Genomic DNA, 24,434 nt, shown 5'->3' on the forward strand with positions numbered 1-24,434 from the left:
CGTCACGCCGCCCGGCGCACCACCCGCAGCGGGCCCCGCCGGTTCCGCAGGTCCACCTTGAGCGTCAGCTCGCCTTTGCGGGCAAGGACGACGGCGACAGTCACCGCCGCGAGCGCCGGCACCCCTCCGGCCACCAGAAGCCCCGCGTGCGGATCCAGGTGCTCGGCGATGAATCCGATCATGGGCCCGCCGAGGGCCTGGCCGCCGATGAGCACCATGATGTACAGGCTCATCACGCGGCCCCGGATGCCCATGTTGGAGCTGGTCTGCACCAGCTGGTTGGACGCGGTGAGGAACATCAGGCACCAGAACCCGGACAGCACCAGCGCGGCGCCGAAGAGTGGCAGGGTGGGGACGGCGGCGGATAGGCACAGCATCAGCCCGTACATGCCGGCCGCCAGAACCACCGAACGCAGCCGGAGCTGCCGGCGCCGGGTGGACGCGACCGCCCCGGCCAGCGCCCCGAGTGCCACGAGGGCATTCAGCATGCCGTAACCGCCTGCGCCAATGAAGTACACCCGGTCCGCGAAGGCGGCGAGCAGCACCGGCAGGCTCATGGCGAACACGGAGACGAAGCCCACCATGAGCCACGGCCAGTAGATGGTGGGCTTGCTCAGGGCATACCGCAGCCCCTCGCGCAGCATCCCCTTGGACTTGGGCGCCGGCGGGCTGACGAACAGCTCGTCGCGGCGCAGCAGCAGGAGCATGGCCACCGTGGAGCAGCAGGCAGCGGCGTTGGCCGCAAAGGCCCAGCCGGCCCCGACGGCAGTCAGCAGCACCCCGGCGATCGCCGGACCGATCAGACCGCCCAGCTGGAACGTCGTCGAGTTAACGCTGATGGCGTTGCGGAGGAACCGGGGCCCCACCAGCTCGTGGACGAAAACCTGCCGCGCGGGCTGGTCCAGCACGGTCACCAGGCCGAGCACCAGGGCGATGATGTAGACGTGCCACACCTCGATCCGTCCGCTGAGTGCCAGGGCGGCGAGCGCGGCGGCCAGGACAGCGGCGCCCGACTGGCACAGGATGAGGATCCTGCGCTTGGAGAACCGGTCGGCCACCATTCCGCCCCACGGCCCCAGCAGAAGCGAGGGCAGGAACTGCAACGCCACCGTGATGCCGACGGCGGTCACCGAGCCCGAGAGCTGGAGCACCAGCCAGTCCTGGGCGATGCGCTGCATCCAGATGGCAATGACGGCAATGAAGTGCCCGGCGGCGAAGAGCCTGAAGTTGGGAACCCGGAGTGAGATGAAGGTGTGCCGCCATGGAAGGCGTTCACTGACGACGGCGACGGGCTGGGTGACGGAGGCCAGGGGCGGCGGTGGGGGTGTCACAGAGGTTCCTCAGGTGAGCGGGCCGACGGGGATGCCCTCAACGCTATGGCGGCCAGCTCTGATTGTGGAAGGGTATTGCTCCTATAAGTATCATTGCTGATCGTAATGACATTCCCGGCACAGGAGGACGCATGTTCGATCCGGCGCAGCTGCGCTCCTTCCTCGCCGTTGCCGAAACGCTGAGCTTCACTAAGGCCGCGGAACGGCTGGGACTGGCCCAGCCGACGGTCAGCCAGCACGTCCGCAAACTCGAGGTTGCCGCGAAGCGGACGCTGATCAGCCGGGACACGAGGGACGTCAGGCTCACGGACAACGGCGACGCCATGGCCGGCTTTGCCCGCAGCATCCTCGCCGCCCACGATGCCGCCGCCCGCTACTTTTCCGGCTCCGCCATGCGAGGGCGGCTGCGCTTCGGCACCGCAGACGACCTCGCCATCACCGGCCTGCCGCGCATCCTGCGCGAGTTCCGCCAGATCTACCCGCAGATCAACCTCGAACTCACGGTCGGCCAGAGCGACCAGCTGTACAAGCGGCTGAATTCCGGCCAGCTGGACCTCGTCTTCGTGAAGTGGGTTGCCGGCGCCAAGGACGGCACGGTGGTCCAGCACGACACCTTTTCCTGGGTGGGCCTCGAACAGACTGCTCTCGAGCCGGGCCATCCCGTCCCGCTGATCGCCTACCCGGCGCCCAGCCTGAGCCGCAAGCTTGCCATCGACGCCCTCGAATCCGTGGGCCGGACGTGGCGCATCACGTGCACCACCAAGCAGATCAGCGGCGTGCTGGCAGCCGTCCGCGCCGGAATCGGCGTGGCCGTGATGCCATCCTCGCTGGTGCCGGAGGACCTGAAAATCATCACCCGCCGCTTCGAGTTGCCCCCTGTGGGGGACGTCGACTTCACACTGATCAGGAACCCGCTGGCGAACGCCGAGGTCATCGACGCCCTGACCCAGGCCATCTTGGGAAGGACCCTCAAGAAGCCGGTTTAGCAAGCTGCGCCGCGTCACCGCGGCGTTTTCAGCGGCGTTGGGCACGGTCCGGCGGCAGGCGGGGGCAGTGCTTCCGCAGGAAAATGATTGATAACGGTTCGCAGCTGGCCTATGCTGTGACTGTTGCGGTCATGCAGCGGCTGTCAACATGCAGGTTTCGAAAACGGACAGGCTTGGCAAGGACGCCCGCCGTGTCCGGGATAGGTACGCCGTGACCACAGCCGCAAACCCCCGCTATACCCGCCACTCCATGACCGTAGACGCCGAATACGTCGGCCAGCCGAACTGCGAAAAGTGCGGAACTGACGAGTTCATCTACCTTGAGTCCTTCGTGCCCGCCAAGCACCGCCAGGACGGCACCGTCCGGAAGCTGGGCGAAGTCGCATACACGTGCACGCGCTGCGAGGACTTTTCCGCACACAGCGTTCCCGCATCATGGGCTCCACCTGGCTGGTATTTGGGTTAGGGCAACAACAGGCAAATAGAACGGGCGGGCACCTGGTGGGTGCCCGCCCGTTCTGTTTGCCTTAGCCCTGCCCTTCGCCGGGATGGTTCGGCGAAGGGCAGTGCGGTGGTCCTGGATGCGGTAGTCCTAGATCAGTGAATCGGAGAGGTGGTTGGGCGTGCCGAACCGGTGCGCCGTGATGCTGACTGCCTGCTCGTGCAGGAACGGCAGCATCTCGATCCGGCCGGCCTCCGTCACCTCGTGGGCGTAGATCGCCAGGTCCGGACGGCCGCCGGTGGCTTCGGCGAGATCGGACGCCGAGCCGCCGATCAGGCGGATGCGTCCGCCGGACAGCTTGCCCGCCGCGGCGAGACGGCCCGCGGATGCCAGCCACGCGGCGTCGTCCTCCACCGTTACGGGGATGTCCAGTCCGGTGAGCACCGCACGCAGCTGGGCGGGAAGTTCGACGCCGGAGGAGACGGTGAGCGGCGCGCCGGCAAGTACGCCGGCGGCTACTGTGCGGACGAGCGCCCGGAGGGGTTCGCCGTCGGACAGCCGGACGGTGACGGGCAGCGCACGGTAACGGAAGATGTTCCGCTCGGCGCTCAGCTTGGAGACGTCCTTGGCGGTACCGAATTCGTCCGCCCAGGCGAGGGCGTCGGAACCGAGGGCCCGTTCCAGCGCCTCAGTGTCGGCGGCGCTGAGTTCGCCCTTCACGGCATCCACGAGCCGCTGCACCCGGCGGTTGGCAATGCCCGCCGCCGCGCCGTGCGTGCTTTCGGCGCTGGTCCAGTCACCGAGGCCGGCGAGGTAGTTGGGGCCGCCTGCCTTGGTGCCGGCGCCAACCGCCGACTTCTTCCAGCCGCCGAACGGCTGGCGCTGCACGATGGCACCGGTGATGCCGCGGTTGATGTAGAGGTTGCCCGCCTGGATGGTGTCCAGCCATACGCCGAGTTCATCGGTGTTGAGGGAGTGCAGGCCGGCGGTGAGACCGTACTCGATCTGGTTCTGGATGGCGATGGCTTCTTCCAGGGTGTCCGCGGTCATGACGCCGAGGACCGGACCGAAGAACTCGGTGAGGTGGAAGTAGGATCCGCGCTTGACGCCGTAGCGCACGCCCGGGCTCCAGAGCCGTCCGCTGTCATCGAGCTTGCGGGGCTCGACGGCCCAGTTCTCGCCCTCGCCGAGGGTGGTCAGCGCGTTGAGCAGCTTGCCCTTGGCCGGTTCAATGATCGGACCCATCTGGCTGGTGGGATCCTGCGGGTAACCCACCTTCAGGGAGGTCACGGCGTCGATCAGCTGGTTGCGGAACCGCTTCGAGGTGGCCACGGAGCCCACCAGGATCACCAGGGAGGCCGCGGAGCACTTCTGGCCGGCGTGGCCGAAGGCGGAGTAGGCAACGTCCTTCGCGGCGAGGTCCAGGTCCGCGCTGGGGGTGACGATGATGGCGTTCTTGCCGCTGGTTTCTGCCAGGAGCGGCAGGTCCTTGCGGAAGGAACGGAACAGTTCAGCGGTCTCGTAGCCGCCGGTGAGGATCACGCGGTCCACGGCAGGGTGTGAGATGAGCTGCTGGCCGAGCTCGCGTTCGCCCAGCTGCACCATGGTGAGCACGTCGCGCGGGACGCCGGCCTCCCACAGGGCTTCGATCATCACGGCACCGCTGCGGCAGGCCTGTTTGGCGGGCTTGATCACGACGGCGGAGCCGGCGGCGAGTGCCGCGAGCGTGGAACCGGCGGGGATGGCCACCGGGAAGTTCCACGGCGGGGTGACGACGGTCAGCTTCGCCGGAACGAAGGTGGCGCCGTCGACGTCGTCGAGCTTCCGGGCGGATTCCGCGTAGTAGTGGGCGAAGTCAACGGCCTCGCTTACCTCGGGGTCGCCCTGGTCGATGGTCTTGCCGGTTTCGCTGGCCATGACCTCGAGCAGCTCCGCGCGGCGGGCCTCGAGGACGTCGCCGGCGCGGTGCAGGATTTCGGCGCGTTCGGCACCGGACAGCGCACCCCAGGCCTTGCTCTTTTCAACGGCGGTTTCAATCACCGTGTTGAGGGTGTCAGCGTCTGTGATGGTGGCGGCTTCAACGGAGGCGTTGCCCAGGGTCGACGCCGGAACGCGCTCCAGGATCGCCCGGCCCCAGTCTCGGTTCGCCGGCAGGGACGGATCCGTGTCCGGGGTGTTCTGGAAGCCGGTGCGGGGCATTAGCTCTGCCGGCTGGCTGCGGTTCTGCAGGCGGTTGGGCGCCGGCACCTCGTCGTCGAGCTCTTCCAGGGAGGACAGGAAGCGCTGCTTTTCGCGCTCGAAGAGCCCTTCGTTTTCGCTGAGCTCGAAGACGGCGGACATGAAGTTTTCCTGGCTGGCGCCTTCTTCGAGGCGGCGGATCAGGTAGGCGATGGCGACGTCGAATTCGGCCGGGTGTACTACGGGCGTGTAGAGCAGCAGGGAACCGACGTCCTTCTTCACGGCTTCAGCCTGGCCCTGCGCCATGCCCAGGAGCATCTCGAATTCGATACCCGACTCAACGCCGCGCTTCTTGGCCAGCAGCCAGGCGAAGGCGATGTCGAACAGGTTGTGGCCGGCGACGCCGATCCGGATGTTGCCGATCCGGTCCGGGTGCAGCGCGCAGTTGATGACGCGCTTGTAGTTGATGTCGGAGTCGAGCTTGGTGCCCCAGGTGGCCAGCGGCCAGTCGTGCAGCGAGGCTTCCACCTGCTCCATGGGCAGGTTGGCGCCCTTGACCACTCGGACCTTGATGGCGGCGCCTCCGTCGGCGCGGCGGGCGGCAGCCCATTCCTGCAGCCGGATCATGGCGGCAAGAGCGTCCGGCAGGTAGGCCTGGAGCACGATGCCGGCTTCCAGGTTCTTGAACTCGGGCTTGTCCAGGATCCGGGTGAAGACCGCTATGGTCATGTCCAAGTCCTTGTACTCCTCCATGTCCAGGTTGATGAACTTGGGCGTGGGGAAGGAGGCGGCACGGGCGAACAGCGGGGTGAGCTTTTCGACGACGTGCTCCACGGCCTCGTCGAACGCCCAGGCGGAGTGCGGGGCCACCGTGGAGGACACCTTGATGGAGACGTAGTCCACATCGGGCCGGGCCAGCAGCGCGTGGGTGCCTTCGAGCCGGCGGGAGGCCTCGTGCTCGCCCAGGACGGCCTCGCCGAGCAGGTTGACGTTGAGCTTGATGCCGTCCTTGCGGATCTTGGCGATGGCCGGGCCCAGCTTGGAGTCGGTGGCGTCAACGATGAGGTGGCCCACCATCTCGCGCAGGACCTTGCGGGCCACCGGGATGACAACCTGCGGCAGGACCGGTGCCATGACACCGCCGGCCTGGACGGCCTTGCGCATGTACCAGGGCAGGAAGGCGGGGACCTTCGGGGCGAGGGCGGCGAGGTTGCGGGCGGCCACGTGCAGGTCCTCGGGACGGACCACGCCATCCACGAAGCCCACGGTGAAGTCCAGGCCGTTCGGGTCCTTGAGGACGCCGGCGAGCTGCTCTGCGGAGGCATCCACGGGCATCTTCGCGGCTTCGGTCAGCCAGCGGCGGACGAGGGTGATTGCGTCGTTGGCCAGGGCGGTCGCTTCAGCGACGTCAGACCCTGCCGAGGGGGTGGCGACGGTGCCGGTAACAGCGGCGCCCTTGCCTGCCTGCACGCGGTGATCCGTTGCGGTGTTGGTCATGGCTTTCCTCGTTCTTTCAGTGCGATTTGATCGTCTTATCCATCAGTATGAGCCTCACTTCTCTTAAGATAAAGCGACCTTTCCTTAGCAATACACATTAGAAATACCGATCGTTCTGGAAGCCCTTCGTAAGCCCTGCATCGCGGCCCCGGCGCCCCCGCCGCAGGACGTGAGGACGCGTTTGGAAATTCCCTGCAGAAGCTGATGGAGCGTCGGGGAAAAGCCTGCAGGAGCTGATGGAGCGTCGCTAACCTCAAACGCTCCCTCAGCTTTCGCCGTCGAACTTTAGACGCCCCCTCACATCCCGCCGCCAAAGAACGAACCCTCCCGCGCCTGGGGTGCGGGAGGGTTCGAGGGTATGGCGCGCAAGGGGCGACGGGGCTACACCGGCGTGTGCATCTCCACCGCTTCGTCGTGCCGCGGGCTGTTCGGGTTCATCAGCGAGTGGCGCTTGCCGTAGGCGAAGTAGATCACCAGGCCGACCAGGAGCCAGATGCCGAAACGCATCCAGGTCTCCCAGTGCAGCTGGAACATCAGGAAGGCGGACGCCAGAACGCCGAACGCGGGGACCACCGGCATCAGCGGCAGGCGGAAGGTGCGCGGGGCATCCGGCTTCGTGTAGCGGAAGATGATCACGGAAACGCACACCACCACGAACGCCGCAAGGATGCCGATGTTGGTGAGGTCGGCGACGGCCTTGATGGGGAACACGCCGGCCAGGAGCGCGGACGCGATGCCGCCGATCCAGGTCACGCGCTGCGGGGTGCCGTGGCGGTCGGTCTTCGAGAACCAGCCGGGGAGGAGGCCGTCGCGGCTCATGGAGAACCACACGCGGGTGACGCCGAGGAGGAATGTGAGCATCACGGTGAGGATGGACAGCACCGCGAAGACGGAGATGATCGTGGCGATGACAGGAAGGCCGACGCCGGTGAACGCCGAGGCGAAACCTGCCGCGGGATCGATGTCGCGGTAGTTCTGCATGCCGGTCAGCACGAGGGTCGCGGCAACGTAGAGGAGCATGGCGATGACCAGGGACAGGATGATCGCCTTCGGCATGTGCTTCTTGCCGTCAGTGGCCTCCTCGGCCGCGGTGCTCATGGCGTCGTATCCAAAGACCGCGAAGAACACGGTTGCCGCACCGGCCAGGACCGGACCGAAGCCGCTGGGCATGAACGGGTTGAAGTTCTCGGTGTTGATGTAGAAAACGCCGAGGCCAATGATGAAGAGTATCAGCAGGACCTTGATTGCTACGGCCACGAGTTCAAAGCGGCCGAAAGTCTTGGTGCCGCGGGAGAGGATCCAGGTAACCAGCAGGCAGACAAGGATGGCGGGGATGTTGATGATGCCGCCCTTCCCTTCGTCGGCCGTGGACGTCATCCATGCCGGCATGTGGATTCCGATGCCGGACAGGAAGGCGTCAAAGTAGCCGGAGATGCCGATGGCCACCACGGCCACAATGGCTATGTATTCGAGCAGCAGGTCCCAGCCGATGAACCAGCCGATGATTTCACCCAGGGCCACGTAGCCATAGGTGTAGGCCGAGCCGGCACGCGGGATCATTCCGGCGAACTCCGCGTAGGAGAGCGCCGCCGCGGCCGAGGCCAGTCCCGCGACCAGGAAGGAAATGAGCACCGCGGGCCCCACGCCCGGAGTGTCGGCGCTTCCGTGCGCCACAAGGCCGGCAAGGGAAAAGATGCCGACGCCGATGATGCCGCCGACGCCGATGGCCGTCAGCTGCCAAAGTCCGAGGGACCTGAATAGCCCGCTGTGCTTGTTCTCTACTTCGATGTCGTCAATCGGCTTGCGCCTCAGGATTGACTGCGAGGGATCTGTTGTACTCATCGGGACTCCTGCGTAGGTGCGGCCCATCATTTCGCCCAGTGATGGGGGTAACTCAATCTGTTCAGTATGCAAGCAGTGTTGCATTAGATAAAGTGCATACTTCTAACCAGTATTCGTTAGTCCAACTATTCAGTTATGCAACCCAAGGAACAGCCCATGCTTGATGTTCGCCGGTTGAGGCTGCTCCGCGAGCTGAAGATCCGGGGCACGCTGGCCGAGGTGGCAGCAGCCCTGCAGTACAGTCCCTCCTCAGTGTCCCAACAGTTGGCCCTGCTTGAGAAGGAAGTAGGGGTGGAACTGCTCAGGAAAACCGGCCGCCGCGTGCAATTGACCCCGCAGGCCGAGGTGCTGGTGGCGCACACTGCCCATCTGCTGGAAACCCTGGAGCAGGCCGAGGCGGATCTGGCGGCGTCGCTGACCACCGTTTCAGGGACGGTGCGGATCGCCGTCTTCCAGTCCGCCGCACTGGCCCTCATGCCGGACGCGCTGACCCGGCTCGCCGCGACCTACCCCGACGTCCGGATCGAGATGACCCAGCGCGAGCCCGAGACGGCGCTGCATGAAACCTGGGCCCGCGACTTCGACCTGGTCATCGCCGAGCAGTATCCCGGCCACGCCGCGCCGCGCTACCCGGAGCTGGACCGGGTACGCCTTACCAGTGACGCCATCCGCCTCGCCGTTCCGCCGGCCGCCGAGGGCAGGCCCAAAGTCGGCGCGCTGGCGGACACGGCAGAGATGCCCTGGGTGATGGAACCGCGCGGTGCGGCATCGCGCCACTGGGCCGAGCAGGCCTGCCGGAGTGCAGGCTTCGAGCCCGACGTCCGCTTTGAAACGGCGGACCTGCAGGCCCAGATCCGCCTGATCGAGTCGGGGAACGCCGTCGCCCTGATGCCGGATCTGGTGTGGACCGGCCGGGGCACCACAGCCCAGCTGCTGGACCTTCCCGGCAAGCCAAGGCGGACCGTCTTCACGTCGGTTCGGCGCTCGGGGGCGCAGCGGCCGGCCATCCTCGCGGCCCGTGAAATCCTGGCCTCCACTGCCGCCTCCATTGCCGCGGCCCAGGAAATCGATACCGGAGCGGACGCCTCCGGCGCCCCCGCAGCAGCTGCATCACCTGCAGCACCTGCAGCACCTGAAGGAGCGGCAACCGGCGGCGAAGCGGTATGACGGGGTGTTCCCTGGCTCACAGCCAAGCGTTGACCCCGGCGTTAGACTGTTGACGTTATGAACCGCACAATGTTTAAGTCCAAAATCCACCGGGCCACCGTCACGCATGCGGACCTGCATTACGTGGGTTCCGTCACCGTTGACCTGGACCTGCTCGACGCCGCCGACATCCTGCCCGGTGAGCTGGTAGCGATTGTGGACGTCACCAACGGTGCCCGCCTCGAGACCTACACCATCGCCGGCGAGCGCGGTTCCGGCGTCATCGGAATCAACGGTCCCGCGGCGCACCTGGTGCACGAGAACGACACTGTCATTCTGATCACCTACGCCCAGATGACCACCGAGGAAGCCAAAGCGTACGAGCCCAGGGTTGTCCACGTGGACAAGGACAACCGCGTCATCCAGTTGGGCAACGACCCCGCCGAAGGCCTCACGCCGGGGCTGCTGCGGCCGCCGTTCGCGCTCAACAACGCCGCGCTCAGCTAGGGACAGCCCCGCCACGGCGAGATCCCTGCCACAAGGTGAGCCGCGGCTGAATAAATATGATTAGGCTGGGATGGTGGATGCCGTCCCCTGCCCCAGCCTGCCCCCGGTGGCACCGGCGTGCTAGGCGTCCTCGCAGGCTTCTTCGTGGTCTGGTCCATCATTCTGGTGGGCATGTTCGTCGGCAGACGCAGGATCCTCGGCGAGAATGCCCGGCAGGTCCTGAGCGGGCTGACCTTCTTCGTGGCCAGTCCCGCCCTGCTTTTCGAAACGCTGAGCAAGGCGAGCCTGCGCGACGTGTTCGCCGCCCCGCTGCTCGTGGCGGCCGTCGGCGCAATCAGCACAGCCGCCCTGTTTTTTGTCATCGTCCGGTTCCTCCTCAAACGCTCCGTTCCGGAATCGCTGATGTCCTCCATGAGCGCCTCGCTGGCCAACTCCGCCAACCTCGGCATCCCCATTGCGGTGTACGTCCTCGGTGACGCCAGCCATGTCGCTCCCCTGCTGATCTTCCAGCTGGCGTTTTTCACGCCGCTGTTCCTCATGGCCCTCGATGCCACCACCAGCTCGCACCGCACCACGCCGCTGCGGTTCCTGATGCTGATCGTGAAAAACCCCATGATCGTCGGCTCGGCCCTTGGCCTGCTGGTCGCCGGCACAGGCTTCCAGGTTCCGCCGCTGCTTCTGGAGCCCATCCATCTGATCGGCGGCGCCGCCATTCCGGCCATGCTGATGGCCTTCGGCATGAGCCTGAACGGGTCAAAGCCCCTGCAGGCGGATGCAGGCCGGAGAACCGATACCCTGCTGGCCAGTGGCTTCAAGCTCTTTGTGCACCCGGCAATTGCGTACGTCTTTGCGCGCTTCGCCCTCGGACTGGATGGCGCCGACCTGTTCGCCGTCGTGGTCACGTCCGCCCTGCCAACGGCGCAGAACGTGTTTGTCGCCGCCAGCCGCTACAAAGCCGGGCTCACGGTCGCCAAGGACACCGTTCTCATCACCACGATCGTCGCCGTGCCTGCGATGATCGGTGTGGCCCTGCTGCTGGCATAACAGCTGCTTTATCCCCGACCGCCCCGCGGCTGCCGCCCGAACTGGAGGAAACCTTGAACACCACCCTGGACACCGTGATCATCGGTGGCGGAGCCATGGGTTCGGCTGCCGCCTGGGCGCTGGCCGCCCGCGGGCGTGACGTGACCCTGCTCGAGCAATTCGCGCCCGGCCACCTGAAGGGCGCTTCGCACGGCGCCACCCGGAACCTGAGCCTTGCCTACGCCGAGCCCGAGTACGTCGCCATGCTGGCCGAAACTCTGAAGCTCTGGGCCGAGCTCGAAAACGAGAGCGGCGAACAGCTGCTGGCGCGCACCGGCGTCGTCAACCACGGCCCCGACCCGCGCCTCGGCGAGATCCACGCAGCCCTGAACAGCGCCGGCCTGCGGGCGGACTTCGTTCCGCTCGCCGAAGCCGGAGAGCGCTGGCGCGGCATCCGCTTCGACCAGCAGGTGCTCCACATGCCCGACGGCGGCCAGCTCAACCCCGAGGCCGCCCTTCCGGCGTTCCAGCGGAGCGCGGCACGGAACGGCGCAGAAATCCGGCACGGCGTGAAGGTGGTGGGGCTGGAAATACTCGACGACGGCGCCCGGCTCACCGTGGACGACGACGGCCGGACGGAGGTGCTCACCGCCCGGCAGGCGGTGGTCACCGCGGGCGGTTGGACCTCCAAGCTGCTCGCCGGCTCCGTCATGACGCCGCGGCTGACCGTCACCCAGGAGCAGCCGGCCCACTTCGGCATCAGCGACGACGGCGCCACCTGGCCGGGCTTCAACCACTTCCCCGGCGAGGGCGGCGACTACGCCGGCTTCTACTCCCCCGTGTACGGCATGCTGACCCCCGGCGAAGGCGTCAAAGCGGGCTGGCATGGCGTGGGGCCCGTGGTGGATCCGGACCGGAGGTCCTACCTGCCCGAACCGCGCCAGCGGGCAGCCCTCCAGCAGTACGCGAGGGACTGGCTGCCCGGCGTGGACGCCGACGCCATGACCGACATCAGCTGCACCTACACAACCGCCCCGGACCACAACTTTGTGCTGGACCGGGTCGGGCCTGTGGTCATCGGGGCCGGCTTCGCAGGGCACGGCTTCAAGTTCACGCCGGTGGTGGGCCGGATCCTTGCGGACCTTGCCACCGGGGAAGGCCGGGCGCCGGAGATCTTCGCAGCCTCCCGGGCGTAGCGGCCAGGAACCCGTCAGGCCCGCAGCGAAGGCAACCGGCCCACGCCCCGAGTCAGCCCCGCTGGTGCCGGTCCAGGAGCCGGGCACAGCGGATGAACCCAAGGTGCGAGTACGCCTGGGGGTGGTTTCCCAGGTGAGTCTCGGTGCCCGGATCGAACTCCTCCGGAAGCAGCCCGGTGGGCCCGAACAGGTTGACCAGCTGGTCAAAGAGGTCCCAGGCCTCGGCGATCCGGCCCACCGCCACGTAAGCCTCAATCAGCCACGTGGTGCAGATGTGAAACCCGCCCTCCAAGCCCGGCAGGCCGTCGTCGTACTTGTACCGGAACACCGTGGGGCCCACCCGGAGTTCCCGCTCCACGGCCGTGACGGTGTCCAGGAACCGCTGGTCACTGACGTCGAGCAGGCCGGACAGCCCGATGTGCAGGACCGCGGCGTCAAGGTCGGGGCTGTCGTAGGCCACGGTGTAGGACGCTGAACTGTCATCCCACCCCTCGCGGAGAACCTCGTCGCGGATGGTGGCGGCGATCTCCGCCCATGCAGGATGGGGGCTGCGGCCGTGGCGTTCGGCGGTACGGAGCGCCCTGTCCAGCGTGACCCAGCACATCACCTTGGTGTAGACGTGGTGCCGTGGAGCGCGGCGCGCTTCCCAGATGCCGTGGTCGGGCTCGTGCCACCGGGCCAGCACGGCACTGGCCATCTGGACCAGCAGTTCCCAGTGTCCCTCCGCCAGCGACTCCTGCGCCTCGCTCAGCCCGTGAATCAGCTCGGCAATCGGGCCGAAGACGTCCAGCTGGACCTGATGGTCCGCGGCGTTGCCGATCCGGACCGGACGCGATCCCGCATATCCGGGCAGGCTCTCGATGATGGCTTCCGTGGACAGCGGTGCCCCGGTCACCGAATACAGCGGATGCAGCCACTCCGGGCCCGGGGCGTTGGCCAGGATGCCGGCCAGCCACCTGAGGAATCCTTCCGCCTCCGCCGTCGACCCGAGGTCCAGCAGGGCGTTCACGGTCATGGAGCCGTCACGCAGCCAGCAGTAGCGGTAATCCCAGTTGCGGGTGCCGCCGATTCCCTCCGGCAGCGAGGTGGTGGGAGCGGCCAGCACCGCGCCCGTGGGCTCGTGGACCAGCGCGCGCAGCACCAGTGCCGAGCGCCGCACCAGCGATGGCTTCACGCCCGGCAGCGTCAGGCCCTGCACCCAGCGCCGGGAGTGATGTGCGACGGCGGCCCGGCGGTCCGCTTCGTCGGTCACCGCCCGGTTGGACGCCGGCTGCTGTATTTCGGTGTCGCCGCACCGGAGGTTGAGGACCACCGGTCCGTGCTGCAGGTTGACCTCGGCGGTGGCCGTTGCGTGCCGCCCGTCCGAGGTGACGGTGAAGCCGACGCCGGGTGCCAGCAGGATGATGGGGTCGGAGGTGCCGACGACGTGCAGCTCGCCAGCGCGGGCCTCCATGCTGAAGGGCGCGTTGGCGTAGTCCGGCCGGGGTGCGAAGACGATCCTTGCGGCGCCGGTGCCGGACAATACCCGGACGAGGCTGGTGATGCCTTCCGGGGCTGGTTCAAGATAGTCGGTCACGGTGACGTCCGCCCACCGGGTTTCCACGATCATGGTGCTGTCCACGTACCGCTGCCCCAGCACCCTCGACGCCTTAACCGGCTCCACGGAAAAGTGCCCGGCGCCGTCACCGCCGAGGATATGCGCGAAGAGGGAGCCCGAATCCGGCAGCGGGTGGCTCATCCAGCAGATCTTGGCGTCGGGCGTCACCAGTGCCGTGGAGGAGCCATTTCCGATCATGGAGTGCCGTTCCAGGCCGACCGCGTCCTCACCGAAAAGCCACGAGCGGCGCAGTTCGAAGAGGATCCCCAGCACCCGCGCGAATGATTCCGGGTCCTTCAGCCGGTGCTTGGCCGGCGACGGCAGGTCGCCCACCCAGAGCCCCATGTCCGGGCCGCGAAGCGTTTCCATGGCGAGTTCGTCGCTCATGGCATCACCCGCGTACAGCGCGGCACTCACGCCCAGCCGCGCCCGGAGGTGGTCCAGGGCCTCGGCTTTGGACGGCTGCACCACAGAAAGGTCCAGGACGGAGCCGTCCACAATGAAGAACAGCCCGAAAGCCCGGGCAACTTCCTCCGCCTTGGCGGTGCACTTGGCCACAATGTCGGGGGCAGCGGACCTGGTGTGGACCGAGACCGCGACGGGCTTCCGTTCGACGCTCACGCCCTTGTGGGCGCCCACCGCTTCGAGCAGTGCCTGGTTGGCCTGCTGCAGCACGGACTCGGTGGCCAGCGACAGTCCGTGGGCGAACCCCATGTCGAACTCCGCCCCGTGCGAACCCACGAGATGGACCTCGGCGGGAAGCCTGGAGACGGCGGCCAGGTCACGCAGGGAGCGGCCTGAGATGACGGCCGCGTGCGTGTTGGGCAGCGCGGCCAGCGCCCGGAGGGCAATGGCCGCGCCGCCCAGCGGCAGCGTCTCCGTCGAGATGCCTTCGGCGGCACACAGCGTTCCGCCGTAATTACAGGCAACCAGCAGCCCCGGCGTGCGGGCGAGGATTTTCAGTTCGCCGAGCAGCTGGGGCGTGAGCCCGTCGTCGGCCGCTTCGGACTGGACGAAGGCCCGCAGCAAGCCCAGCGGGAGGGATTTGGTCAGCAGTGCGGAGTCGGCCACGGTCTGGTTGAGAGGAGTGGGCATGCGCGGCAATCCTTCGGATTATCCCCAATCGGTCTTGGACTCCTAAAGTGTCTGCCGCGGCCGTTTCCCCTGAATATCCCGTTTATTGCGTGCGTGTAACTTTGCCGGGCCCGTTCCTTCGTGCGGGAGAAAATTTCTCCCGTCGGACGGTCAGACGCGGACGAGCCCCGCGGCCTCCGCCAGAAGCTCTACCGAGCGGAGCCGCTCTGCCGTTCCGGTGCTTTGGTGCGCCACAATGAGCTCGTCGGCGTCGGCATGCCGGGCGAAGCCGTCCAGGTAATCCAGCACGGCGTCGGGGGTGCCCACGGCCGAGTACTTCATCATTTGCGTCACGTGCTGCCCCTGCGGCGAGTCCAGGATCATGTCCGCCTCGTCATCGGTGAACTGGCGCCCGCCGCCGAAGAACAGCGAGACGCGTGCCCGCATCGTGGCCCGCAGCATTTCCTGGGCGTCGGAGGCAGCATCGGCGGCCACCACGTTGACCCCTGCGATGACGTGCGGCGCCGCCAGCTGCTCCGACGGCTTGAACTCCCGGCGGTACAGGGCGACGGCGTCCTGCAGCGCATTCGGCGCGAAGTGTGAGGCGAAGGCGTAAGGCAGCCCGAGCTGGGCCGCGAGCCGCGCTCCGAAGAGGGACGAGCCCAGGATGTAAAGCGGCACGTTCGTTCCCCTGCCCGGCGTCGCCTCGACGCCCTGCACGCGGGTGGGCCCTGTCAGGTAGCCCTGCAGTTCCAGGACATCCTGGGGGAAGGTGTCGGCGGAATGCGGGTCACGGCGCAGGGCCCGCATGGTGTTCTGGTCGCTGCCGGGTGCACGGCCGAGGCCCAGGTCAATCCGGCCGGGATGCAGGGTCTCCAGGGTGCCGAACTGCTCGGCGATGGTGAGCGGGGAATGGTTGGGCAGCATCACGCCGCCTGCCCCCAGCCGGATGCTGTCCGTGTGCGCGGCGACGTGGGCGATCAGCACGGACGTGGCCGACGACGCGATGGAGGACATGTTGTGGTGCTCGGCGTACCAGACACGCCGGTACCCGAGCTTCTCAGCCAGCTGCGCCATGGCGACACTCCCGGCAAAGCTCTCCGCCGCCGTCTGGCCCTTGCCGATGGTTGCCAGGTCGAGGATGGAGAGGGGAACAGTCACGGCGGGATGGCCTTTCGTAGGGGTTGCACAGCTGCCGGCCTCGCGGTGGTCCGGCATGTTGGGAACAACGACGGCGGAGCCCGGGTTATTTCTGCCCGGTTCGGTGATGCTGTCCACATATCCTGTCCGGGCACCTCCCGCTATGCTGGCGCCATGACCAGCAAGTCCACTGCAGAGAAAGTCGCCACCATCCAAAAGGGCTACGCCCTGGAGGGTGCCACCATCGAGCTGGGCGCAGCCATCGTCGACGGCGAACGGCACAAGGATGCGCCGGTCCGGCTGCCGCTTTCCATGATGAACCGGCACGGGCTCGTGGCCGGCGCCACCGGCACGGGCAAGACCGTCACCCTGCACATGATGGCGGAACAGCTCTCCACCGCGGGAGTGCCCGTGTTCCTGGCAGATATCAAGGGCGACCTTTCCGGGCTCGCCACGGCGGCACCCGGAAGCGACAAGCTGGCCAAGCGGACCGAAAGCATCGGGCAGGCATGGTCTGGAAAGACGTTTCCCGTGGAGTTCCTGGCGCTTGGCGGGGACGGCGACGGCATCCCGGTCCGGGCTACCGTCACGTCCTTCGGGCCCATCCTGCTCTCCCGCATCCTGGAGCTCAATGACACGCAGGAATCCAGCCTCCAGCTCGTGTTCCACTTTGCCGACAAGAACAACCTTGAGCTGGTGGACCTGAAGGACCTGCGCTCGGTCATCCAGTTCCTCACTTCCGACGAAGGCAAGGAAGCGCTGCAGGAACTGGGCGGCCTGTCGAAGGCCACTGCCGGCGTCATCCTGCGTGAACTGGTGGCCCTCGAGGCGCAGGGCATGGAGCGTTTCTTTGGGGAGCCCGAGTTCGACACCGCCGAGCTCCTTCGCACCGCGCCGGACGGAAGGGGCGTCATCAGCTGCCTGGAACTGCCCACGCTGCAGACGAAGCCGCTGGTGTTCTCCACCTTCCTCATGTGGCTTCTCGCGGATCTGTTCGAGGAGCTGCCCGAAGCCGGCGACCTCGACAAGCCCAAACTCGTGTTCTTCCTCGACGAGGCGCACCTGCTCTTCAATGACGCCTCGAAGGCCTTCCTGGCGGCCATCACCACCACAGTCCGCCTGATCCGCTCCAAGGGGGTGGGCATTTTCTTCGTCACGCAGACCCCGAAGGATGTCCCGGCGGACGTCCTCGGGCAGCTGGCCAACCGCATCCAGCACGCCCTGAGGGCTTTCACCCCGGAGGACGCGAAGGCCCTCAAGGCCACCGTCTCCACCTTCCCGCTCAGCGACTATGACCTCGAGGAAACCCTGACGTCCGCAGGCATCGGCGAGGCTGTCATCACCGTCATGAATGAGAACGGCGCGCCGACGCCGGTGGCCCTGACCCGCCTGCGTGCGCCGGAGTCGGTGATGGGTCCCAGCGCCGTCGAACTGGTCCGGAGCACCGTGGCGGGGTCGGCGCTGCTCGCAAAGTACGGCACTGCCGTGGACAATCTCTCGGCGTACGAGAAACTGACCGGTAAAGCCGGCGCGCCCACAGGCGCCGCGGCCCCCGGGCAGCCGCCGGCGCCCTCCCCCGAGGTGTTCGTCCCGGGGAATCCTGATCCTGTGGCGATCGACGACGAAGCCCGCCGCATCGAGGAGGAGATCCTCGGGCGCCCCAGCAGCAGGCCGTCCAGCGGCTGGCAGCCGGAGTCCACACATCCCGGCGGGACGGTGCCGCCACCGGCCAGGCGCCAGGCTCCCCCGCCTGGCGGCATGATGGAGGACATCACCGGAGCCTTGGGCGGCGTCCTCGGCAGCGGCCTGAAAAGCATGGCACGGTCCATGGGAACCCAGCTTGGCCGGGAACTCCTGCGGGGCGTTTTCGGCACCTCGTCCCGGCGCCGCCGCTAGCGTCAGGCAGCGCCGGGAGCGGCGGGTGAGGCCCCGCCGTCGGGCGTTCCTGGCCCGTGGACGGACGTCACGGTGACCACCGCTACTCCAGAGTTGCCTGACGTTGCAGGTAACGTGGGGTGCGTGCAAATGAGTCAAGCGTTGGTGAAAACGGCGGCCGGGTGGCTGCTGGGCCTCATGCTTGCCATCGTTGGCGCCATCGTTTCGGTCAATCTGGTCAACTCCTCCGTGGCCAGTCCGCAGCAGCCCGTGCGCGATTACCTGGAGGCACTCCAGCACGGCGAAGGCGAGCGGGCGCTTGGCCTGCTCCGCGCGTCAGTGCCGGACGCCGACCCCGCCATGCTGGACGGAACGGCCCTGCAGACGTCGGCCTCGCGGATCACGAACGTCAAGATCGGCGCCGCACAGGGGCGCGGCGGCAACCGGGTGATGGTGCCGATGGACTACACCATCGACGGCAGCCAGCTGCACACCGAGTTCCTGCTGGAGAGCACCGGCACCGAATGGCTGTTCTTTCACAAGTGGTCCTTCGTTCCAACCACCCTTCCGACGGTGGACGTCAGCGTGGTGAACTCCGGCGAGGCGACGCTTAACGGCGTGCCGGTGAACATGCCCGCCGGCCACAACAGCTTTGCGGTGTTCTACCCGGGCGAGTACGAGGCGTCCCTCAACGGCCAGTACTTCGCCGCTCCCCCCACACGGGCGACTGTCTCCAGCCGCGAGGCCCCCGCCGCGCCGCTGAACCTGCTCACGCATGCCACGGACGAACTGAACCAGGCGGTGTCCGCCCGGGTCAAGGAGTTCCTCGACAAGTGCGCGGCGGAGGCCGGCCAGCAGCAGCGGCTCCAGCCCGACTGCCCGTTCTACCACGTCACGAATAACCGCGTGGTGGACGGGACCATCAAGTGGAGCATCACCCAGTACCCGAAGGTCACCATCGAGCCTTTTGACGGCCGCTGGGTGGTGGCGCCGCTGGACGGCAAGGCCAAGATCACCGCCCAGCAGATCGACCTGTTCACCGGAGCCGTCTCGCCCCTGGACGTGGAGCACGATTTCAGCTTCACCACGCGTCTGGACATCAACGGCGACACCATCAAGGTCACGCCGCTCCTCACCTTCTAGGACCTCGCTTGCCGCATGGATCGGCAAAAGGCTGCCGCCCGTGACGCGTGGTCACGGGCGGCAGCCTTTGCTTCGCAGCGCGGGACCTTAGTCCATGCCGCGGAGGTCCAGCACCAGGTCGGTGTCGCCGTCGGCCTGCAGCACCACGGGGATGCCCCAGTCCTGCTGGTAGAGGTGGCAGGCGGCGTGGTCCGGAATCTCGCCGTCCTCGGTTTCCGGGCCGTCGCAGGCGGCTGCCCGGGCGGTAATGTGCAGCACGCCCTCCGGAACGTCGGAGGCCAGTTCCAGCGTGCGGAGCAGGCCAACAGAGGTCCCGCCGCCGGACACGATGAGCTCCGGCGGGGTGGAGGAGATCTTCAGCTGGGTGGGGTCGCCCCAGCGGTCGTCGAGCTTCTGGCCGGTGGGTGCCGTGAAGCGGACCGTGAGCTCCAGCAGGCCGGGCGCCACGGGGCTCTTGGGCCGGTGCGTCTGGGAAGCGCCCTCATCCACCTGCTGTGCTTCCTTGGGGATGGGCACGTACACGAGCTGGTGCTTGTTCGCCTCGACCACCACCAGCAGCGGCTCGGCGCCGGCTGTCTGGGTGTGATCGACGATCACGTCGGACGGCTCGGCCAGGCCGCGCGCCAGCGTGGAGACGGTTTTGGCAGCGGGGTCGTAGCGGCGCACCGCACCGTTGTAGGTATCGGCGATCGCCACGGACCCGTCAGGCAGCACCGTGACGCCCAGCGGGTGCTGCAGGCGCGCCGCGGAGGCGTCGCCGTCGCGGAACCCGAAGTCGAAGAGCCCCTTGCCCACGGCGGATTCGACGGTGACGGTGCCGTCGTCGTCGATCACCAGCTTGCGCAGGGCAGAGGTCTCGGAGTCGGCCACCCAGATATTTCCGTCAGCGTCCTCGGCCACACCTGATGGCTGCGCGAACCAGGCCTCGTGGGCGGGCCCGTCCAGCAGGCCTTCCAGCCCGTTGCCGGCGATGATCGAGACGTCCCCGGTGAGCGGTTCGTAGCTGAAGATCTGGTGCACGCCGGCCATGGCGATCACCACGGCGTTCAGCTTGCTGGACCAGACAACGTCCCACGGCGAGCTGAGGGCGACATCCAGGGGATGGTCCCCCAGGCGCCCGGTGAAACCGGCCGCGTCCTCGTCCACGCGCGCGGGACCGGTCTCGAGGAGCCGCTGCACGCCGCTGCCAACGAGCGTGGTGACGGCACCGTCCGCCAGCGACAGCCCCCGCAGGCGGTGGTTGACGGAGTCGGCAATTACGACGTCGTAGCCCGTCTTGGCTGCCACGTCTTCCGGCAGCAGGACAAGACCCTGCGGTTCGTTGAACCGGGCGGTGCCGGCGGCGCCGTCGGCGTGGCCCTTCTCCCCGGAACCGAAGGTGTTCAGCACGGTGTGGAAGTCGGTGCCGAGCTCCAGGACGCGGTGGTGCCCGGTGTCGGTGACCAGCCAGGTGCCGGCGTCAGTGGCACCGTTTGCAGCGCTGCCGGCGGCAGCACCGTCGTCGGGCGTGGAACTGGCGGACTGCGAACCACGGCCGGACGGCAGGTAGAGGGCCTTGCCCGGGAACCGCAGGGTTCCGGACGTCGGCTCCGGGGCTACGTAGGGGCCGCTGCCGCGGTGGAGGGTACCGCGGGCCTCGTGCTCGGCAATCAGCTCGGGAATGAGCACGCCGAGGCCGTCAGCGTGGCCTTCGCCTGACAGGTGCGCCACGATGTAGCCCTCGGGGTCAATGACCACCAGTGTGGGCCAGGCGCGGGCCGTGTAGGCCTTCCAGGTTTCCAGTTCGGGGTCGTCCAGGACCGGGTGGTGGATTTCGTAGCGTTCCACGGCGGCGGCCAGCGCGACAGGATCGGCCTCGTGCTCGAACTTCGGGGAGTGGACGCCCACGGTGACCAGGACGTCGGAGTACTTTTCCTCCAGCGGCCGGAGTTCGTCCAGCACATGGAGGCAGTTGATGCAGCAGAAGGTCCAGAAGTCCAGGAGCACGATCTTGCCGCGCAGGGCTTCCAGGTCCAGAGACCTGCCGCCGGTGTTCAGCCAGTTGCGGCCTACAAGTTCGGAGGCGCGGACCCGGAGGTGGGTGCGTACGGTTTCGCTCATCAGCGTCCTTCCAGCTTTGAGTTGCGTTCAGCCAGCTTGGCGTCGCGTTCAGCCAATTTGGCAAACATATCGTTGTAAGCGGTGAGATCGGCGTCGTTATTCCTGTCCGCGGCCCGGTCGGTGCGCCGGGTTTCGCGTTCATCTGATTTCGACCACATGATGGCGACGCCGATCGCCACCAGCAGCGTGGGCACCTCGCCGATGCCCCAGGCCACGGCGCCGCCCATTTGCTGGTCCTGCAGCGCGGACCCTCCCCAGCTGCGGCCGAGGTTGCCGAAGTAGTCGGCCGCCAGCAGGTTGGTGCCGCCCATGATGGCCACACCGAAGAAGGCGTGGAAGCCCATGGTGGCCAGCAGCAGCAGGAGCCGCAGCGGGTACGGTGCACGCCGGGGCAGCGGGTCCGAGCCGATCATGCTAAGCACGAAGATGTAGCCCGTCAGCGCAAAGTGCAGGTTCATCAGCTCGTGGCCCACATGCTCGCGCATCGCGAAGCTGAACAGATCCGAGTAATAAAAAAGCACGATCGAGCCGGCGAAGTTGGCGGCGGCGAACAGCGGGTGGGTGACCACCTGCGAGAACTTCGAATGCACGAACAGCAGGAGCCACTCCCGGAGGCCGCGGGAGCCGTCCTTCCGTGCCGGAAGTGCCCGGAGCGCAAGCGTCACGGGGGCACCGAGCACCAGGAAGATCGGGGCCACCATGGTGAGGGCCATGTGGTCCACCATGTGCGCGGAGAACAATACCCGGCCGTATACCGACGGCGGTCCGGACGTGATGTAGGTCAGCACCAGAAGGCCGATGATCCAGGGCACGGTGCGGAACCAGGGCCACTTGTCCCCGCGTGCGCGGACCTTGGCCACGCCCAGGAGATAGGACGCCAGGCCGAAGACGGCCACGGCGACCCAGAGCCAGTCCAGGCGCCATTCGGTGACCCAGCGTTCGGGCGTCAGCTCGGGTGGCAGCTCGTAGCCGGAGAGAATGAATGCCGGCGAGGCGTCAGGGGCATAGCTGGTGGGCTCCGGCGGCGCCGAGCGGCCCAGTGCGACTGCGATCCCGGACGTGGCGCCCATGATGAGGAGTTCGATGAGAATCAGCTGCCACAGTACGCGGCGGGCAGACAGGGCCGATCCCGCGCGGGTCAGCTGCGGGATGACCCACTGCCGGTGCATGAAGCCGATCCCGCCCAGTACCAATGTGGCAGCGGACTTGGCGAGGATCAGCTGGCCGTAGGCCGAGCCGAACAGGTCTGTCCAGCTGGTCACCCGGATGCTGGCGTTGATGACGCCCGAGGCGAAGACCATCGCAAAGGCGAAGCCAGCAAGGGAGGAGAACCGGCGGAGGACCGGTTCGGTGATTTCCTGGCTTGCCGGCTGGGACAGGTGGCCGGCCTGGCCGCTCTGGCCGCTACGGGCGGCGGTGGCCGCGTTGCTCGGGGCGAGGATGCCGGAGAGGAGGGCCAGCAGGATGATGCCGCCCACCCAGACGCTGACCCCTACCAGGTGCAGGCCCAGGGAGTTGATGGCGCCTTCATGGTCCTTGGAGCTGGCGGAGTGGCCAATCAGCGCGGTGGGGACCAGTCCGATCAGTGCCAGCAGCAGTGTGAATGCCAGGCCTGTCAGTGAACGGACTCCGAAGAGGGCGGTTGTCACTACGGCGGCGATGATCGTGACGGCCAGCCAGGCGCGCCCGGTTTCGATGTCTGTCATGAAGAAAACGAGGGCGCGGGTGTACTCGGCGTCCCCGGAGACTCCCTGCCCAGCTACATCCGAGTAGGTAAGGACCAGCACGGCGATGGCGGACAACGTCCACGCCACGCCTGCAGCGGCCGCGATGGCAAGGGCGCGGGTGAAGGCCGGGTGTTCCGGGGCGTCGGCCTCCTTCGACCGGGATCCGCCGACCTTGTGCGGCAGAATGCCCGCGGCGAAAATGAGCCCGCCGATGACGGCGGCCAGCGAGACGTTGTGGATGGTTTTGCTGACCGGCAGCCCCCACCGGACCAGGGCGCCGGGGTCGGAAACCTCACGGGCGGCAGCGGCGCCGGAGAACAGCAATGCGGCCACCAGGCCGAGGATGAGGGCACCGAGTCCGGCCAGCTGCCACGCCCGCGGAACGCCGAAGGCCATGTCAGTGCCCCGCGTGCCCGAATCGGGCGCGGGTTGCGGAGTAAGGGGTTTTGCTGCTGCAGGCACCTATCCATTGTCCGCTACCGCCGCCGAGGCTGCGAATCGAGGGTTAGGCGCACTGGGGGTTAAAGGCAGGAGGAGCGGCTACCCGTGGGGTGCCGCTCCTCCTGAACTGCGAAAAGACTACTTCTTGGAGACAGCGGCCTTCAGCTTGGAGCCTGCGGTCAGCTTGACGCTGTGGCCGGCTGCAATCTGGATGGTTTCGCCGGTCTGCGGGTTGCGGCCAGTGCGGGCTGCACGGTCGGTGCGCTCAACTGCGAGCCAGCCCGGGATGGTGATCTTCTCGCCGGCGGCGACAGAAGATTCGAAAACCTCGAACAGTGCATCGAGCACGGAGTTGACGGCTGCCTGGCTGGTGCCGGCCTTGCCTGCTACCTCTGCAACAAGTTCACTACGGTTCTTAGCCATGTATGTCCTCCTGGACGCTCTTGATTCTGGAGCCTTCACGCGGCGTGCGTGCAAGCCACTGTTCGAAAACTTACCAGCTTGCACCCATGAGGAGGGCAAATTCCGCGTGTTTCCGCGACTTTTTGACCTAAATCACCGGTATTTCGAGGATTTTCAGCCTTCAGCCGGTCTTCGGCCAGTTTCCTTTCCTTCCGCCGGCTCGTCTGCCCGCGGGAGCCAACGAAGCGCTTCCTCACATCCTGCCGCCTCGAGCCCGACGCGTCCTCACGTCTCGCCGGTAGGCTGCGGGCGCGTTTGGAAAATAGCGGCAGGATCTGAAGGAGGGTCGGTGAAAAACTTGCAGGATCTGAGGGAGCGTTTCAATCGATCGGCTAACCCGGGACGCTGTATCACTTTCTGCGGCTTCTAACCCAACGCGTCATCACATCCTGCCGCCTCAAACCCGACGCTCTCTCAGATCCTGCCGCCTCAGACCAAACCCTCCATCAGCTCCTGCCGCCTCGAACCAGACCCTTCCTCAGGTCTTGCCGGGTTGACACTGACCCTCCGTCACGTCCCGGCGCCTCGACACAGGCCCTCCCTCGCCTTCCGCTGGCCGCGTGCTGCGGAGAGGATAGGCCGCTTAAATGCGGGAGAGCCCCGACCAGGTGACTGGTTGGGGCTCTCGACCTAATGGTTGTCCGGCGGTGACCTACTCTCCCACACCCTCCCGGGTGCAGTACCATCGGCGCTGTGGGTCTTAGCTTCCGGGTTCGGAATGGGACCG

Annotated in this window: 16 protein-coding genes and 1 rRNA gene; 8 read left to right on the plus strand and 9 right to left on the minus strand. The window is 67.1% G+C overall.

Going from position 1 to position 24,434, the window contains the following annotated elements; genetic code table 11:
* Positions 1-2: 2 nt before the first annotated feature.
* Complete coding sequence (locus tag ACFTR6_RS15350) at positions 3-1,331, minus strand: MFS transporter (protein WP_377958518.1); 1,329 nt, start codon at positions 1,329-1,331, stop codon at positions 3-5.
* Positions 1,332-1,462: 131 nt separating this feature from the next.
* Here ACFTR6_RS15350 and ACFTR6_RS15355 point away from each other — a divergent pair, with 131 nt between their 5' ends.
* Together ACFTR6_RS15355 and ACFTR6_RS15360 are read left to right on the plus strand one after the other, a co-directional pair.
* Positions 1,463-2,317, plus strand: a complete 855-nt coding sequence (locus tag ACFTR6_RS15355) for a LysR family transcriptional regulator (RefSeq protein ID WP_377958519.1) — start codon at positions 1,463-1,465, stop codon at positions 2,315-2,317.
* 148 nt (positions 2,318-2,465) lie between these two features.
* Positions 2,466-2,783, plus strand: a complete 318-nt coding sequence (locus ACFTR6_RS15360) for a hypothetical protein (RefSeq protein ID WP_253250508.1) — start codon at positions 2,466-2,468, stop codon at positions 2,781-2,783.
* A 126-nt stretch (positions 2,784-2,909) separates the two neighbouring features.
* Here ACFTR6_RS15360 and ACFTR6_RS15365 read toward each other — a convergent pair whose 3' ends face one another.
* Entirely contained in the window at positions 2,910-6,434 is a 3,525-nt protein-coding gene (locus ACFTR6_RS15365; protein WP_377958520.1) for a bifunctional proline dehydrogenase/L-glutamate gamma-semialdehyde dehydrogenase, read from the minus strand.
* A 381-nt stretch (positions 6,435-6,815) separates the two neighbouring features.
* Positions 6,816-8,276, minus strand: coding sequence for an amino acid permease (locus ACFTR6_RS15370; RefSeq protein WP_087873850.1), 1,461 nt, complete (start codon positions 8,274-8,276; stop codon positions 6,816-6,818).
* A gap of 156 nt (positions 8,277-8,432) precedes the next feature.
* Here ACFTR6_RS15370 and ACFTR6_RS15375 point away from each other — a divergent pair, with 156 nt between their 5' ends.
* From ACFTR6_RS15375 to ACFTR6_RS15390, 4 genes are all read left to right on the plus strand, one after another.
* Complete coding sequence (locus tag ACFTR6_RS15375; RefSeq protein WP_377958521.1) at positions 8,433-9,443, plus strand: LysR substrate-binding domain-containing protein; 1,011 nt, start codon at positions 8,433-8,435, stop codon at positions 9,441-9,443.
* A 57-nt stretch (positions 9,444-9,500) separates the two neighbouring features.
* Positions 9,501-9,929, plus strand: coding sequence for an aspartate 1-decarboxylase (panD, locus tag ACFTR6_RS15380; protein ID WP_172804278.1), 429 nt, complete (start codon positions 9,501-9,503; stop codon positions 9,927-9,929).
* A 117-nt stretch (positions 9,930-10,046) separates the two neighbouring features.
* Entirely contained in the window at positions 10,047-10,973 is a 927-nt protein-coding gene (locus tag ACFTR6_RS15385) for an AEC family transporter (RefSeq protein WP_377958522.1), read from the plus strand.
* A 53-nt stretch (positions 10,974-11,026) separates the two neighbouring features.
* A complete protein-coding gene (locus tag ACFTR6_RS15390) occupies positions 11,027-12,148 on the plus strand; it encodes an FAD-dependent oxidoreductase (protein ID WP_377958524.1) in 1,122 nt (373 codons plus the stop codon).
* Positions 12,149-12,200: 52 nt separating this feature from the next.
* Here the strand turns inward: ACFTR6_RS15390 and ACFTR6_RS15395 are convergent, their stop codons facing one another.
* Both ACFTR6_RS15395 and ACFTR6_RS15400 read right to left on the minus strand, forming a co-directional pair.
* Positions 12,201-14,840 carry a trehalase-like domain-containing protein gene (locus tag ACFTR6_RS15395; RefSeq protein WP_377958525.1) on the minus strand — a complete coding sequence of 880 codons (2,640 nt, stop codon included), beginning with the start codon at positions 14,838-14,840 and terminating at the stop codon, positions 12,201-12,203.
* Positions 14,841-14,990: 150 nt separating this feature from the next.
* Positions 14,991-15,980: an LLM class flavin-dependent oxidoreductase gene (locus tag ACFTR6_RS15400; protein WP_076803675.1), complete on the minus strand. Its 990-nt coding sequence runs from the start codon at positions 15,978-15,980 to the stop codon at positions 14,991-14,993.
* A gap of 153 nt (positions 15,981-16,133) precedes the next feature.
* Between ACFTR6_RS15400 and ACFTR6_RS15405 the strand changes: the two genes are divergently transcribed.
* Positions 16,134-17,855, plus strand: coding sequence for a helicase HerA-like domain-containing protein (locus tag ACFTR6_RS15405; RefSeq protein WP_377958526.1), 1,722 nt, complete (start codon positions 16,134-16,136; stop codon positions 17,853-17,855).
* A 129-nt stretch (positions 17,856-17,984) separates the two neighbouring features.
* A complete protein-coding gene (locus tag ACFTR6_RS15410; RefSeq protein WP_172411781.1) occupies positions 17,985-18,977 on the plus strand; it encodes a hypothetical protein in 993 nt (330 codons plus the stop codon).
* Positions 18,978-19,064: 87 nt separating this feature from the next.
* Here the strand turns inward: ACFTR6_RS15410 and ACFTR6_RS15415 are convergent, their stop codons facing one another.
* The 4 genes from ACFTR6_RS15415 to rrf form a co-directional block, all read right to left on the minus strand.
* A complete protein-coding gene (locus ACFTR6_RS15415; protein WP_377958527.1) occupies positions 19,065-21,077 on the minus strand; it encodes an NHL domain-containing thioredoxin family protein in 2,013 nt (670 codons plus the stop codon).
* Positions 21,077-23,200, minus strand: a complete 2,124-nt coding sequence (locus ACFTR6_RS15420) for a cytochrome c oxidase assembly protein (RefSeq protein ID WP_377958530.1) — start codon at positions 23,198-23,200, stop codon at positions 21,077-21,079. The genes ACFTR6_RS15415 and ACFTR6_RS15420 overlap by 1 nt, the downstream gene beginning before the upstream one ends.
* Positions 23,201-23,383: 183 nt before the next feature.
* Positions 23,384-23,668, minus strand: coding sequence for an HU family DNA-binding protein (locus ACFTR6_RS15425; RefSeq protein WP_076799663.1), 285 nt, complete (start codon positions 23,666-23,668; stop codon positions 23,384-23,386).
* Positions 23,669-24,346: 678 nt separating this feature from the next.
* Positions 24,347-24,434, minus strand: a 5S ribosomal RNA gene (gene rrf, locus ACFTR6_RS15430); the annotation flags it as partial.

The organism is Arthrobacter sp. NPDC057009, from assembly GCF_042673905.1.
Classification (GTDB): Bacteria; Actinomycetota; Actinomycetes; order Actinomycetales; family Micrococcaceae; genus Arthrobacter.

Bases quoted from the DNA above. Each gene is read 5' to 3' on its own strand.
- ACFTR6_RS15360 (WP_253250508.1), top strand. From the start codon at position 2,466: ATGCAGGTTTCGAAAACGGACAGGCTTGGCAAGGACGCCCGCCGTGTC.
- ACFTR6_RS15355 (WP_377958519.1), top strand. From the start codon at position 1,463: ATGTTCGATCCGGCGCAGCTGCGCTCCTTCCTCGCCGTTGCCGAAACG.
- ACFTR6_RS15370 (WP_087873850.1), bottom strand. From the start codon at position 8,276: ATGAGTACAACAGATCCCTCGCAGTCAATCCTGAGGCGCAAGCCGATT.
- ACFTR6_RS15375 (WP_377958521.1), top strand. From the start codon at position 8,433: ATGCTTGATGTTCGCCGGTTGAGGCTGCTCCGCGAGCTGAAGATCCGG.
- ACFTR6_RS15405 (WP_377958526.1), top strand. From the start codon at position 16,134: ATGACCAGCAAGTCCACTGCAGAGAAAGTCGCCACCATCCAAAAGGGC.
- ACFTR6_RS15365 (WP_377958520.1), bottom strand. From the start codon at position 6,434: ATGACCAACACCGCAACGGATCACCGCGTGCAGGCAGGCAAGGGCGCC.
- ACFTR6_RS15395 (WP_377958525.1), bottom strand. From the start codon at position 14,840: ATGCCCACTCCTCTCAACCAGACCGTGGCCGACTCCGCACTGCTGACC.
- ACFTR6_RS15410 (WP_172411781.1), top strand. From the start codon at position 17,985: ATGAGTCAAGCGTTGGTGAAAACGGCGGCCGGGTGGCTGCTGGGCCTC.
- ACFTR6_RS15425 (WP_076799663.1), bottom strand. From the start codon at position 23,668: ATGGCTAAGAACCGTAGTGAACTTGTTGCAGAGGTAGCAGGCAAGGCC.
- panD (WP_172804278.1), top strand. From the start codon at position 9,501: ATGAACCGCACAATGTTTAAGTCCAAAATCCACCGGGCCACCGTCACG.
- ACFTR6_RS15415 (WP_377958527.1), bottom strand. From the start codon at position 21,077: ATGAGCGAAACCGTACGCACCCACCTCCGGGTCCGCGCCTCCGAACTT.
- ACFTR6_RS15420 (WP_377958530.1), bottom strand. From the start codon at position 23,200: ATGGCCTTCGGCGTTCCGCGGGCGTGGCAGCTGGCCGGACTCGGTGCC.